Below are 13,795 nucleotides of genomic sequence, written 5' to 3' on the forward strand. Positions count from 1 at the left end.
AATCTTCACAATCTGCCCTATATAATTATCCAATAGTCTTGGAAGTGAGTTATTCAATTATATGGACTGTTTGCGGAACAATCTTGTTATAAAAGAAACAACTTTTTATTTGGTCTAGGAGAATAAACATTACTTGAGTCGATCATAACATAATCGAGTTCTGGTGCAAGAAGTCTAGTAAACTTGAACATACTGATACTAGTACTCTAAAAAGGATCTTCGGTTGAAAGATCCTTTTTGCTGCTTGTTCCATTAAAGCGTCCTTTTATGTAATAAGCATTTCAATAATCGGCTTTTCTCTTTAATATCTTTTTAATGAACGGTTCTTTTTTTACTCCGCCACACTGTTTACTTTTTTTAACCCTTTAATCGTTCCTAAATGCAATCCTTCATGATACATCGTGAAATTCAGAATCTCACCAATGGTTGATAGTGATTTAAATGATTTTGCAGCTTTTTCATTCAGCTGTCCGGCTAAAGCTTCCTTCAGTTTTGCCGGCTGTTCTTCAAGAAGTTGTTTCAACTCATCGAGTGTCGGAACTTCGCCTTGCCAATCGGCTGGCTTTGTCCCTGGGGCGAACAATTCAAGGTAGCGAGATGGTATATCGATATTTTTCCCACCAAATTTTGAAACCAAAGCATTTTGAACTGTGTAAATGTGACCTAGATTCCAACGGATTGTGTTGAGGAATCCTTCTGGCCTTTGATCTGCCTGTTCTTCTGATAAACCTTCTATTTCATTCAATGTGTTTTGCCTAATTAAGTTGATTTGCTGGAAAATCATTTCTTCGTTCATCTTTGCATCATGCTCCTTTCCTTTTCCTTATTTTATCGTTTATACCCACAGTCCTCAACAATATGGTCCTTTAATGGAATAATATAATTGGCATTTTAAAGGACTTTATTGTCACTTAACATCCGTATTGGATGCAGTAACCAACTCTGCATTTTGTAAGCCTAATTATTTAATTATGAAGAAGACTTCTTCTTTCATTTTAATCGAAAAATTCAAGTCCCCCCATATCACATATAAAATCTTTCAAAAAACAAAAACCATCTATAAAGGTTTTTATAGATGGTTAGAATTTGTATGATAGAAATATGTTCTTGAAATTGATGATAAAGTCTTCAAAAATACTTACTTCTATTGGATTTTTTCCTGTACATATACCTCTTGAAGCTGATAATATCCACTTGCCTTACAGATAAACACGTCAACTATGAAGAGGAAACCGAATGGTAAACGTGGTTCCTTTTCCTTTTTGGCTTTGGACGATGATTTTTCCATGAAGCGAGTCGATAATGCGATAGCTCACCATGAGTCCTATGCCGGTTCCTTTTTCTTTCAGAGAATAAAATGGTTGTCCAAGACGTTTCACTTCGTCTTCATTCATCCCTACTCCCTCATCTTGGATTTGGATCACCACATGCTGTGACTCCTGTTTCACGAGAATGGAAACCGCACCACCTTGATGTATCGCTTCGATGCCATTTTTGATGATATTGAGGAAGGCTTGTTTCACTTTTTGGGGATGACCCAATATCACACACTCTTGCTCCGGAAGTCGGACGTCTATGCTTACTTTTCGTTCTAAAGCATAGGAGTAGAGAATATTGACGACCGTTTGTATTGTTTCGAAAACATCGACGGACTCTTTCATATCCGCTTCTGGCTTGGCAAGCGAAAGATATTCGGTAATGACGTCATTCGCCCGATCCACTTCTTCTATACAAATTTGAACATACCCTTTATACGTCTCTGAAATTGGCGATTGTAGAAGTAACTGGAGAAATCCTCGATTGGTCTGCATAGGATTTCGAATTTCATGAGCAAAGGAACTCGCCAATTCTCCGAGTATCTTATATTTTTCCGCCTGTTGAGCTTCCATGTGTAACTTGGAATTTTCCCTTAAGGTTTCAATCAGAAAGATAGTTACAATGGTGGCAATACATATCGTTAAAACTTCCTGAAGTGTGCTAAAAAATTCCATCTCTTGCAAATCCACGAGGATGAAGATCAAGGACATCCCCAATGTCATCCTCCAAGTCAGTTTCATTCGACCTGCTCGATCCTGCTGGACGAAACGTGGATATGCTAAAAAAAACATGGGTAAGAGGAACAAGACTTGGTATACCGTTGAATAAAAACCTGTCCCTCCAAAATACCAACGATACAACAATAAAATGATCGTGAGAACAATACCTGTTGCGTATCCACCTCCATACAATATACCTATCATAAGAGCTACAAACCGTAGGTCATTTCGCTCGTTTACATCCGAATAGATTGGAAAGGACATGCACAATACTAACGTAATCGTTGCCAAGAAACTGAAAATTAATTTTTGACGTTTCGTTTCGATGAATTGATGACGATTGGTTAAATACATAGAATAAAAAAAGACAGGGATCAAAATAATCATTACTTGTAAGAGCAAATTTTTAGTATATTCCATATAGTTTACCTCATTGTTAAGCTCATTCTAGTATAAAAGGAAACTGAATATAAAAACAGGAGAAAAAAATGGTTTCTGGTGCAAAAACCCAAAAACAATCGCAATTAATTTCTAAAGCTTGGATATACCGATACGATTACTCTAAAAAAGGGATATGATCCGTGTGGAAAGGCAAAATTTGTTCAAGTGAAAACATTATCAACCCGATATTATTCTTCTTACTGTCAGATGGTACCTACAATACCACTTGAGCTTTCATAATCTTGTGGAAGTGACGGAGGAACGAGGAGTATCGATGGCTCACACGACCATTATACGTTGGATACATCAATATAGTCCTGAGTTGGATAAGAGATCCGGCGTCATCTCAGGCAAACGAATGCCCCATGAAGAGTCGATGAGACCTATATCAAGATAAAAGAGGAATGGATGTATCTGTATCGTGCAGTAGATTCTGAAGGAAATACCATTGATTCTTACCAAAATCAAAATGAAAAGCGCGCAAAAGTTAAAATTCTGGCAGTCTAACTAGTATTGATTTATTACAGTGATTTTATTATAATGAGCTAGGAAAATTGATTATCCTATTCTTGTATCTTGTAGATTGTTTGAAAAACGAACTCTGTCTTTCGTTTGATTTTCGGCGAAATTTTGATAAATTACGGATTGTGACGGTTGCATGCAATACTTAACTGTGGATTGTATAGCGTTGTTTAGAACCCAATGGATATGGTAGGCAAGAATTTTCTTTTTATGTAATCGATTGCTGAAATGATTTGGAAAGTGTTAGTTAAAACTATGACAGCAAGGAAAATGTAAATACTGGTATTCATGAAAATAATTTTTTATTACAAAATTGAATTGGAGGAAAAGTCCGTGAGTTTTTTTACAATAGTCGGAATGGTTGCCGCATTCTTGACTACGTTTTCACTTTTACCGCAAACCATTAAAACAATAAAAGAAAAAAATACAGAAGGCATATCTGTAATTATGTATAGTATGTTTACTGCAGGTGTATTTCTTTGGTTACTATATGGTTTTTATACAAAAGACATCCCATTGATGCTTGCCAATTTAGTAACATTAGCTTTTGCTGTTACAATCCTTACATTAAAACTTAAATATCGTTGAATCCATAAGCTGAATTTTATTCTACAAGAAATTCAGCTTTTTTGTTTATCGGTACTTTGCAATTCAAAGAAACCGAACCAGCCAAATTTCACACGTTCTATTAAGTTTAATAACAATGCTTTCAAATTCCCCATAATCCGGAAATCTTTCCGAGATAACTGATTCATCTTTAACTTATAAAATAAAAAGACTTCTATCAGTTCGTCCCTAGTACAAGCCCCACCTACGCTTTGTACCGCTGGCAGCCACGCGCGCCGCCCGACCCAATTCCTATTATACCAGAAAGCGCTTACAAAGTGAATGATATGAATATAGTCCAATTATTGGTAATTTTAGTTTCAGGGAATGATGGCAAAACAAGGAAACGAAAAACCATGTTCTCAATGGTGGGGAGAACATAGCAAGATGGATGAAAGAGAATGGCTTATCCTCTTCATCCCCTAGTATCCGTTGGTGTTCATTTTTTATGTGTTGTTGATCGACATAACATTCGATATAAGAAATAATTTATGTTTCATAAGGTGTCAAATGACATCATTTTACTGAAGCGATGTGAGACTAAAAAAATAACTATGTAAATGGGAAAAGAATAATAAGCACTCCATTTCAGGGGGGTATAGAAACCCAACCATTCAAAGAATGGTTCTCCTACAAAGGCAACAACCAGAGCATATATAACAGCTTTAACAAAGGGATTCCAATGGGGTTGGAATTGAAGCCACAACATAACAGTGACCGGTAATAATGAAGAATCCCAAGGGAAAAAGGTTGGCATAACGGGCACAGCTTTTCCTGTGTAGAACCAAGCACCGAAGGCAACTCCTAAAAAATCAAGCCATGAAGCAACCAAGAGAACGAAAAATCCCACCAAAAGAAGCCTTCCTTCGCTACCACGTTTCCGATAAAACCACCAAATCATCCACGGAAACACAACTAAAAACAGTGACAACCAAAATTCCCAATGCCATAAGGTGGTTTCTTTCCAAAAAGATAGATATTTCATATGCGTCTGATGAATTTCTTCATACAGTTTTCTTGACTGTTCTATCTTGTCTGCATTGATAAGTTGACCATCTGGCAAATATAGCACCTCCTAACATCCATCAAGCATAGGTTCCCCAAAATCCGGAAAAGCTATTAAATGGCAGCCAACCTACATCCATCAAAAAAAGGCCTCAGAAATGGGGCTTCTTTCTCCTCCGCTGTATATTGTATTCCGTGCCAAACTATAAGTCTGTATCACTGTAAGTGTTGAAAATGTCTTCCAGATTACCTAGCTGGAAGACATTTTTTTGTTTATATAATTCTCGAATACAGAAGTTAGAAGTTTTTAGTTTCTTGCTCGATTAAAGCATCCTGTTCACTTGAGCAATAAAAAAAAAAGAGGTTCTGGTGCGAAAATTTTGTACCAGAACCCCTAAAACGATACCACTAGTTAAAGAAAATACATATGTGGTGGACCTTTGGGGATAGTTATAATTATGTAAAAATGATAGCAAGGGGGCAAAGGAAGTGTTTAATGATTTTAAGCTTGCGGATGATCGTCCGGTTTATATTCAATTAAAAGATTATTTTAAAAAGATGATTATAAAAGGACACCTGCTGGAGCACCAGAAACTTCCATCTACCCGAGAGCTTAGTAAATTGTTATCGGTCAGCAGAAATACTGTTCTTACTGCTTACGCTGATTTAGAACAAGAAGGCCTAATCTATGCAATAAAGGGAAAAGGAAATTTTGTAGGGAAAGTCGATGCATCCAATACACCATCTATCAAGCTTAACTGGAAAGAAAAACTCAATGAAGTTACCTTGCTAGCTGATGAATTAGATTTAATGAAGCACGGTGTTCGCTGGGAAAAAGGCATGATTTCATTCAATAGCATTGCCCCAGACGAAAAGCTTTTTGATGTCGAAAATTTTAAAAGAGCTTTTCTGAATAGGATGTCCATTGAAGGAGATATCGTTTTGAACTACGGATATGCAAAAGGTTATAAACCCCTAATTAATTACCTTCTTCACTATATGGAAATGAAAGGGATAGATATTTCCAATAAGGATATTCTTATCACTAATGGCTTCACTGAGGGGCTGGATATTTTATTGTCTTCCTTAACTAAAAAATCTGGGCGTATTATATGTGAAAATCCTACTCATCATGCCGCATTAAAGCTTTTTCGATTCCATGGACTTGACATCCATGGAATCGAAATGAAGGATGATGGTATTGATATTGATCAAGTTGAGAAAAGCTTATCCGAAGCTGATTTTGATTTTGCATATCTAATCCCTTCTTATCATAATCCGACCGGGATTGTCACCTCTTCTGAAAAAAGGACTGAAATCATGAAACTCTTTTCAAAATATCAAATTCCTATCGTGGAAGATGGTTTTAATGAGGAGTTACGTTATTCAGGTTCCCATTTAGCACCTTTAGTGGCTTTTGCCGGGTCTGGAAACAATGTTATTTATATCAGCAGCTTTTCAAAAATTCTTTTTCCAGGCTTACGTGTTGGTTGGATTTTAGCAGATAAGGAATTAATTTACTGGCTGGAAAGTATGAAACGGACACGGACCATTCACACATCCACACTTGATCAGGCAGTGCTTTTTCAATATTTACATGATGGTTATTTTGAAAGGTACTTAAAAAAGGTCAAGTCAGTTTATAAGAAAAAATATGAACTAGCCCGTCATGCTTGTAATCAATACATTCCATTAAATAGAATGACTGGGGATGGAGGACTTCATCTTTTTATAGAGTTAGAAAAAGGAATGAATTCGCGTACACTTTTGAAAAAATGCTATGAAAAGGGAGTTGTTTTTTCTCCTGGCGATGTTTTTTACACGGATGGAAAAGGAAGTAATACGTTTCGATTAGGATTTTCTAGATTAACAGAAGAAGATATTGTCCATGGAATTAGGATAATTGGTGATACATTAAAAAATGAAAATTGGGAGTTAAAAAAATGAGAGGATTCATCTTTCAAGTATAGAAAAGCTTCAGCTTGATGAAATAGATAAAAATGGGGTATCCATTAGTAGTAAAACCACATTCAGGTGGTTCTAGTGTAGGGGTAAAGATCGTATACGATAAGGATTCTTTACTTTCCTCTCTTAAAGATGTATTCAAGCGGGATTCTGAAGTAGTGATTGAAAAATATATAAAGGGTGAAGAAATTACATGTTCTATTTTGGACGGAAAACCTTTACCAATTATTTCGATTCAACATACGGATGAGTTTTTGAATTATCATGCGAAATACGATATTGTCACTACGATTGAAGGTGTTGTAGAACTTCCGGCTACAACATATGAACGTGTCGCTGAAGCTGCAGTAGCCTGCTATAGAGTATTAAAATGCAATGTTTATGCTAGAGTTGATATGATTATAAAAGACGGAACTCCCTATGTTATGGAAGTGAATACATTGCCGGGGGTGACCAAAAGTTCTCATGCTGCGGGAATCCCCTATAACAAACTACTGAATATGATTATTGAATCCTCCTTACCCTCCTTACAGGTTAGAAGGAGCGAAGGCTTCTAATAGCATAATTAAATGCAGTGTTGAAGTGTGTATTAAACTCTTATAATTCATATAAATTAATATAAAAATTCAATATAACTACACCCAGGGGGAATAATTCATGACCGATTGGTTTCAATTAGATAAAGAATATTTAATGTCTACGTATCATCGTATGCCGGTTGCTATAAAAGAGGGAAAAGGTTGTAAGCTTTATGATGTAAATGGTAAAGAATATCTGGATTTATTCTCTGGTGTAGGAGTGAATATATTAGGCTATAATCACCCTAATATTATAAAAGCTACCTATGAACAAGTTAAAAACTGCTTACATCTTCCTTTTCATTTCTTAAACCCAGTTGCTATTGAATATGCAAAAAAATTAGTCAATTATTCTTTAAAAGATGGGAAAGTCTATTTTACAACCTCTGGCGCGGAAGCTACTGAGGCAACCTTAAAACTAATCCACAAGTACAGACATATAACAGATCAAAAACGTGATGGAGTGATTGTACTCAAAGAAAGTTTTCATGGACGTACATTAGGTGCCCTTCACTTTACAAGACAAGAAGGTGTATATCAGAATTTTCCTCGTACGTCTATTCCTGTATATGAAGTGGAGCGAGAGAATTTAAAGGAACTAGAAAGAACCATACTCAAGGAAGATCCGATTGCTATTATGCTAGAGCCAATATTAGGCAGTGGAGGGATATACCCTTTGTCGGGGGAATATTTAAAAGGTGTTGAAGAGCTTTGTAGACAGTATAATGTGTTATTTGTTGTTGACGAGGTGCAAAGTGGTATAGGGAGAACTGGAAAATTGTTTGCTTATCAGCATTTTGATATTACACCTGACATTATTCAATTTGGTAAAGGGGCAGGAGGCGGTACACCCTTAGGAGGAATAATCGTAGGTTCACGACTTTATGATACATTTTCACCTGGTGATCATGGAACAACATTCGCACATTCTCCAATTGGTACGGCTTTAGGATTAGCTGTACTAAGAACATTAATTGATGATGGTTTAATGCAAAAATCTTATGAAATGTCCTTATATTTAAATGAAAAACTTCAAAAAGTCCAGGAAGAAAACTCTTCTTTTATCGAAGAAGTACGCCATTGTGGAATGATGTTTGGAATCAGTATTCATGACACTAATAAAAACGTCAAAAAACTACAGTTAGAATTATTGAATAAGGGTATACTAGTGGACCTTATAAACGGAAATACTATTCGTTTACTCCCCCCTTATATTATTACAAAGGCAGAAATCAATGAATTTATTAATCAGTTTATTTCCTGTATCCCCAAATCAGTAGCGATGACAAGTGGATGGTGATATATGGGGTCTTTTACTATTGGGATTATAAATGTTAAAGCATTTATAAAAAGTGTTACATATTGTTGAACTTTATTTTACCTCCATTCAAAACAGGATGGGGGTATGCGTGTTAGAAGTATTAAACTTAAATAATTTATTGTAATCTTGACATTTCCTAATTACAGATGGTGACAACTTCTCTGCTACTACCCCATGCCCATCAAGCTAGTAAAGGCCAATATACGGATTGAAATATAAGTGCACTGTTATACATCTTCAATTCGTTTGTCCCCCAGCTCCCTCTAAACCATAACAAATCGTTGTGCCGCAATCTTTTTTTGAAGCAGTTCAGTGAGAATGTCATGCAGGAGTTGGACAGCGGCGGAGTTAAATCGCTCATTTAGTCCTTGCGGGCTGATGAGTACATCTGTCGCAGCCTCTAATGCACTGCATAGTTGGTTGAGAGACGTAGATGCAACTTCTTGACTGAGCCAGACGCACAGTGACACAAGGTCTTGTCCACTGTATTTACTTGTCCGGCGGACAAATCCTACATCTTTTGCGAGTCTATGAAGGATTTCAGGAGATAAATGACATTGTAATTCCTGAGCGAAGAGACGCAATTCTTCTGAGAGTGAAATATCCATAAAAAATGCCATCCTTTTCAATGATTCTACGAAAAGAATAGTGTATTTCTCGTATAAGGGATACATGATTAGATTGGCTTGATAGGCATGCATCAAAACCCCTATAAACAAAATACGGATACAATCCACAGGGAAAAGCAGCCACGTATTGTAAGGCTGCTCTTACTTTTGTCACTATATCCTTTATTAATAGGCAGTGAACTTCTCTTCTCAACGATTCTCATTTGACAAGAAAATGAATGTAGAAAATGATACATTTTCGTACATTCACACTTTTTATAAGGTTCTGTTAAACCTCATTATTGATTTTAATCAAACACAAAAAAACGAAATTTATTCGGTCTTTTTGTTTTTACTTGTTCAACTCAAGCTAATCACCTCAATTAAATTTATAAATTGTTCGGGCGTCGCTTCTTGTTGACTATTAAGCAATTCGTATATTTTCTCCAACCGACTACATAATGGTTCCTGTAGTCGAATGCGTTTTTTTACATCATCTAACTGTACTTTGATAATTTCAACTGGATTGAAATTTCAATTTTCCATTATCTCTTTAATGTCATCCAAAGAAAAACCTAATTGCTTAAGTGACATAATTTGTTGTAGCCTGACTATTTCTGACTCTGTATAAAGTCTATGATCCGTATCTGAATACTGCGAAGGAGAAAATAGGTTAATCTTATCGTAATGATGAAGCATTCGTACCGTAAGTCCAGTTTGTTTAGCTAATTCTCCAACTTTCCAAGTTTTTTTTTATTCAGAATCAACCCTTCATTTCGTACGGGTTATTTTCACCGGCAACATTACTATACATCCTGACATAGTGTTAGGTTCAAGTACCCTTTTAAACTTTTTTGGTTGTTTATATAAATAACAATTTTCATTTAAAAAAGACGCCTTCTAATTTAAGAAAAGCGTCCTATAATGGAATATCCAAAATATAACCTGACCATAAAATTTTTAATTTTGAATTCACTAACGCCCTGTTACTTTAAGTACACTATTTCACAATTAGCTTTTACTTTTGAAAAACCCTAATTTTTATTTTCCATATAGTTAACTATATAAGGAAGAATCCATAAACCAATAGTAGCAATAAACAGTCTAATTATTATAGTCATAAAAACATAATCAAAAGGAAAACAGGTGAACCCCTACCTATGTTTAACTCTACGGAACGTTTGTTGCCACCAACCATATAAACCTCTAAGATGAAAATAGAGCAGGAGGGGAAAATGATGGATAATCGTAAAGTTGGAGAGTTAATTTATAATTTGCGGAAGGAAAAAGGGCTAACACAGAAACAATTAGCTGATCAAATGAACATTTCTGATCGAACGATTTCAAAATGGGAGCGTGGGTATGGCTGTCCAGATGTCACGCTATTACCAAGTTTGTCTACCCTATTGGGAGTAAATATAGAAAATATTTTAGAAGGTGAATTATCTTCGAATGAATTTGTAGGAGGAAATATGAAAAAGTCGAATTATTTTGTCTGTCCGTCATGTAATAATATTGTATTAGCAACTGGAGATATAACCATATCTTGCTGCGGGAGAAAGTTAGAACTATTAGAAGCGAAGAAAGCAACAGATGAAGAAAAGCTATCAATTACAGAAATTGATAATGAATGGTTTATTTCAAGCGACCATCCTATGACAAAAGATCATTATATATCATTTGTTGCTTTTGCTACTGGTGATCAAGTTCAGATTATTAAACAATACCCTGAATGGGGTTTACAAACACGTATCCCGAAACGTAAACATGGCAAACTGTTATGGTATGATACTCAATTTGGTTTATACTACCAGCTTATATAAACATTTGTTAGATAAATGATCATACACGAGTTATGACTTAAATGTTAATACTCGATTATCTTTCACTCACTTCTTGAATAATCTTGATTCAAAAAGGATGGGATTCTTTTGAAACGAAACATATTAGGAGTTATATGAAATGAATAAATCTTTAAATGAAAGCATGTCATACGCAAAACCGATGATTGCTTTTCTCATACCTGTCATTTTTGCAAGTATTTTGCAATCATTAGGTCAAGTATTTGGAATTATCGTCGTTGGGCAAACACTTGGAGTCAATTCTTTAGCAGCTATTTCTGCCTTCTTCCCTCTGCTCTTTTTCTTAGTATCCTTTATAATCGGAATTGGATCTGGAAGCTCTATTCTAGTTGGGCAAACGTACGGTGGTGGAGATATCAAAAAAATGAAGGAAGTAGTAGGGGTTACTTTAGCATTTACGATGATTATTTCCATTGCTGTCGCCCTAATCGGAGGGTTATTTACAGAAGATATTCTAAAATGGATGAGAACACCTGAGAATATTCTGATTGAAAGTGCAGAGTATGCACGTATTTTATTTGTTACATTACCCATTACCTTCCTATATATGTGCTATACAACCTTTATGAGGGGTGTTGGCGATTCAAAAACACCTTTTTATTTTTTACTGATTAATATTATCTTAAATATTGCTTTGTTACCAATTCTTATTTTCGGTTGGTTGGGTTTACCGGAATTCGGATTAAATGGTGCTGCTTATGCTGCTGTATTTGCCAATTTCATTACATTTGTGATTCTGTTAGTGCACTTACACAAACGAAATCATGTACTCAAATTAGACTCTATTATATTGAAACATCTTCACTTGAAAGGCTCTGTATTGAAAACCTTACTGAAATTAGCCATTCCTACTAGTATTAGTATGGTTTCAATAGCGTTGTCAGAAATCGCAGTCATATCTTTTGTAAATGATTATGGTTCCAATGCAACGGCTGCATATGGAATCATAAATCAAATTGCAAGCTACGTTCAAATACCAGCGATGAGCATTTCAATTGCCATTTCAGTATATGTTGCACAAGCCGTGGGATCTGGGAACACTTCGAATATCAAACACATAACGAAAATAGCCATTACACTAAATTATCTCCTTGGTGGTATCCTCATTCTCATTCTTTACCTGATACCAAATCCTATTTTAGGAATTTTTTTAGACAACTCCGATACTATTAATCTCGCAAAAGATCTTATTATAATCTCATTTTGGAGTTATGTTATTTTGGGTCACACTCAGGCAATCTCAGCAACAATGAGAGCAACAGGTACTGTATTATGGCCAACAATTTTTACAGTCACAAGTATTTTGCTGATTGAAATTCCGGCAGCATACTCCTTGTCACATTTTACAACACTTGGGATAAATGGAATATGGCTCGCATATCCAATTGCATTCATAGTCAATTTCTTGGCCCAATCTACTTTTCATCAATTTTTCTGGAAAAAGAAATCCTTAAAAACACTAATTAATTAAACGGTTCTGGTGCAAAAACTTCAAGATAATGCAATTAATCTCTAAATCTCAGACATACTGATACTACTACTTTAAAAAAGGAGCATGATCAGTATGGAAAACCAAAATTTATTCAACTGGAAACATTATCAGCCTGACATTATTTTGCTAACTGTAAGATGGTACCTACGGTACAATCTCAGTTTTCGTGATTTGGTAGAAATGATGAAGGAACGAGGTTTACCCATCGCTCACACAACCATCATGCGTTGGGTACATCAATAGGGTCCTGAATTAGACAAGAGAGTTTGCTGTCACCTTGAGAAAACAAATGATTCTTGGCGAGTGGATGAGACGTATATCAAGGTAAAAGGTCAATGGATGTATTTATATCGTGCAGTTGATTCCGAAGGAAGTACGATTGATTTTTATCTAAGCAAAACAAGAAATCATAAGACTGCAAAATGCTTCTTCAAGAAAGCTTTGCGGTCTTTTCATGTTTCTAAGCCACGTGTCATAACAGTGGATAAAAATCTGGCTTATCCTATAGCAGTTGAAGAATTAAGGAAAGAAAAAAACATGCCATCAGGCATGCAACTCAGACAAAAGAAATATTTAAACAATATCGTGGAATCAAGGATGCGATTACGCTCAAAGTAAGCAGAAAGAGAATGAGAAATCTTAGATAATCCTCCAATTTTAGCTTGTAGAAGTGTAGTAAATACACTTCGAAAGAAAGTTACCGAAGCCGAATTAAATCGTCGGTTAAGCCCTTCAGGGCTCAATAAGATTCCTGTTGAAGTTTCTAATTGACTACAAAGTTGAGTAAGCGAGGTAGTAGCGATTTGTTGATTTAACCATACCCACAAAGATAAAAAATGGTGTCCATAACACTTCCGTTTTCGTTTCATTCCACCTACTTCGATAGCTAATTGATCCAATGCAGCGGAAGACATATACCGATACAACTCTTCGGTAAATAAAGACAACTCTTGTTTTGGATGCATATTCATAAAAAAGCACGTCACCCTTTCTCATTAACATAAGAGAATAGTAACGTGCTTTTGACTTTAAGAATAGCCCTTTTGTTACGAAATTCGTTGTAAAAATTAAAAATAACCCTGCCTCTCGGGAGATGTTGAAGTCCTCACAATTTTATATAAAAGCGCAAATTATACACTAATATATTTTCTGGCAGATAAAAATCTAATTTCTCTACACTAAGAGACTTTTTGACCAGATACGAACGTTTTAGTCATATTTATTTATATTATTTTTAATTATATAATTAGCATATATATTATTTTTTTTGTTAACATTAATATTAATTATTTATATAAGCCCAATCACTTTGTTTCAAACGAATACCACACCTTTTAAAATTCGTCTAAGCTATATTCT

At 35.3% G+C, this 13,795-nt stretch carries 9 protein-coding genes and 5 pseudogenes; 8 read left to right on the top strand and 6 right to left on the bottom strand.

The genetic code is table 11. The annotated features are described in order from the left end of the window. Window positions 1-331 precede the first annotated feature (331 nt). Both AAHB12_RS29980 and AAHB12_RS29985 read right to left on the bottom strand, forming a co-directional pair. Window positions 332-796 carry a DinB family protein gene (locus AAHB12_RS29980; protein WP_342048747.1) on the bottom strand — a complete coding sequence of 155 codons (465 nt, stop codon included), beginning with the start codon at window positions 794-796 and terminating at the stop codon, window positions 332-334. Window positions 797-1,214: 418 nt separating this feature from the next. Beyond that, the gene (locus AAHB12_RS29985; RefSeq protein WP_342048748.1) at window positions 1,215-2,456 is read right to left on the bottom strand and encodes an ATP-binding protein; all 1,242 of its coding nucleotides are present in this window, start codon (window positions 2,454-2,456) and stop codon (window positions 1,215-1,217) included. 208 nt (window positions 2,457-2,664) lie between these two features. Here AAHB12_RS29985 and AAHB12_RS29990 point away from each other — a divergent pair. Both AAHB12_RS29990 and AAHB12_RS29995 read left to right on the top strand, forming a co-directional pair. Then, window positions 2,665-2,963 (top strand): annotated as a pseudogene (locus AAHB12_RS29990) (DDE-type integrase/transposase/recombinase); the annotation flags it as partial. 369 nt (window positions 2,964-3,332) lie between these two features. Further along, complete coding sequence (locus AAHB12_RS29995; protein ID WP_342048749.1) at window positions 3,333-3,587, top strand: SemiSWEET family sugar transporter; 255 nt, start codon at window positions 3,333-3,335, stop codon at window positions 3,585-3,587. A gap of 514 nt (window positions 3,588-4,101) precedes the next feature. Here AAHB12_RS29995 and AAHB12_RS30000 read toward each other — a convergent pair. Beyond that, window positions 4,102-4,668 (bottom strand): CBO0543 family protein, encoded by a 567-nt coding sequence (locus AAHB12_RS30000; RefSeq protein ID WP_342048750.1) that lies wholly within the window; start codon window positions 4,666-4,668, stop codon window positions 4,102-4,104. A 431-nt stretch (window positions 4,669-5,099) separates the two neighbouring features. Here AAHB12_RS30000 and pdxR point away from each other — a divergent pair, with 431 nt between their 5' ends. The 3 genes and pseudogenes from pdxR (at window position 5,100) to AAHB12_RS30015 (ending at window position 8,453) form a co-directional block, all read left to right on the top strand. After that, window positions 5,100-6,557, top strand: a complete 1,458-nt coding sequence (pdxR, locus tag AAHB12_RS30005; RefSeq protein WP_342048751.1) for a MocR-like pyridoxine biosynthesis transcription factor PdxR — start codon at window positions 5,100-5,102, stop codon at window positions 6,555-6,557. Window positions 6,558-6,561: 4 nt separating this feature from the next. Continuing rightward, window positions 6,562-7,132 (top strand): annotated as a pseudogene (locus tag AAHB12_RS30010) (ATP-grasp domain-containing protein); the annotation flags it as partial. 100 nt (window positions 7,133-7,232) lie between these two features. Beyond that, window positions 7,233-8,453, top strand: coding sequence for an aspartate aminotransferase family protein (locus AAHB12_RS30015; RefSeq protein WP_342048752.1), 1,221 nt, complete (start codon window positions 7,233-7,235; stop codon window positions 8,451-8,453). 305 nt (window positions 8,454-8,758) lie between these two features. Here the strand turns inward: AAHB12_RS30015 and AAHB12_RS30020 are convergent. Together AAHB12_RS30020 and AAHB12_RS30025 are read right to left on the bottom strand one after the other, a co-directional pair. Beyond that, window positions 8,759-9,082: pseudogene (locus tag AAHB12_RS30020) on the bottom strand (IS4 family transposase); the annotation flags it as partial. Between the two features lie 534 nt (window positions 9,083-9,616). Next, window positions 9,617-9,781 (bottom strand): MerR family transcriptional regulator, encoded by a 165-nt coding sequence (locus tag AAHB12_RS30025; RefSeq protein WP_446715637.1) that lies wholly within the window; start codon window positions 9,779-9,781, stop codon window positions 9,617-9,619. A gap of 536 nt (window positions 9,782-10,317) precedes the next feature. On the opposite strand from AAHB12_RS30025, the gene AAHB12_RS30030 reads away from it, so the two are divergent. The 3 genes and pseudogenes from AAHB12_RS30030 to AAHB12_RS30040 form a co-directional block, all read left to right on the top strand. After that, complete coding sequence (locus AAHB12_RS30030) at window positions 10,318-10,905, top strand: helix-turn-helix domain-containing protein (protein WP_342048753.1); 588 nt, start codon at window positions 10,318-10,320, stop codon at window positions 10,903-10,905. A gap of 139 nt (window positions 10,906-11,044) precedes the next feature. Then, complete coding sequence (locus tag AAHB12_RS30035; protein WP_342048754.1) at window positions 11,045-12,415, top strand: MATE family efflux transporter; 1,371 nt, start codon at window positions 11,045-11,047, stop codon at window positions 12,413-12,415. A 93-nt stretch (window positions 12,416-12,508) separates the two neighbouring features. Further along, window positions 12,509-13,051, top strand: a pseudogene (locus AAHB12_RS30040) (IS6 family transposase); the annotation flags it as partial. Here AAHB12_RS30040 and AAHB12_RS30045 read toward each other — a convergent pair. Beyond that, a pseudogene (locus AAHB12_RS30045) lies at window positions 13,021-13,407 on the bottom strand (IS4 family transposase); the annotation flags it as partial. The pseudogenes AAHB12_RS30040 and AAHB12_RS30045 overlap by 31 nt on opposite strands. Between the last annotated feature and the right edge of the window lie 388 nt (window positions 13,408-13,795).

Source organism: Bacillus sp. OTU530, from assembly GCF_038440375.1.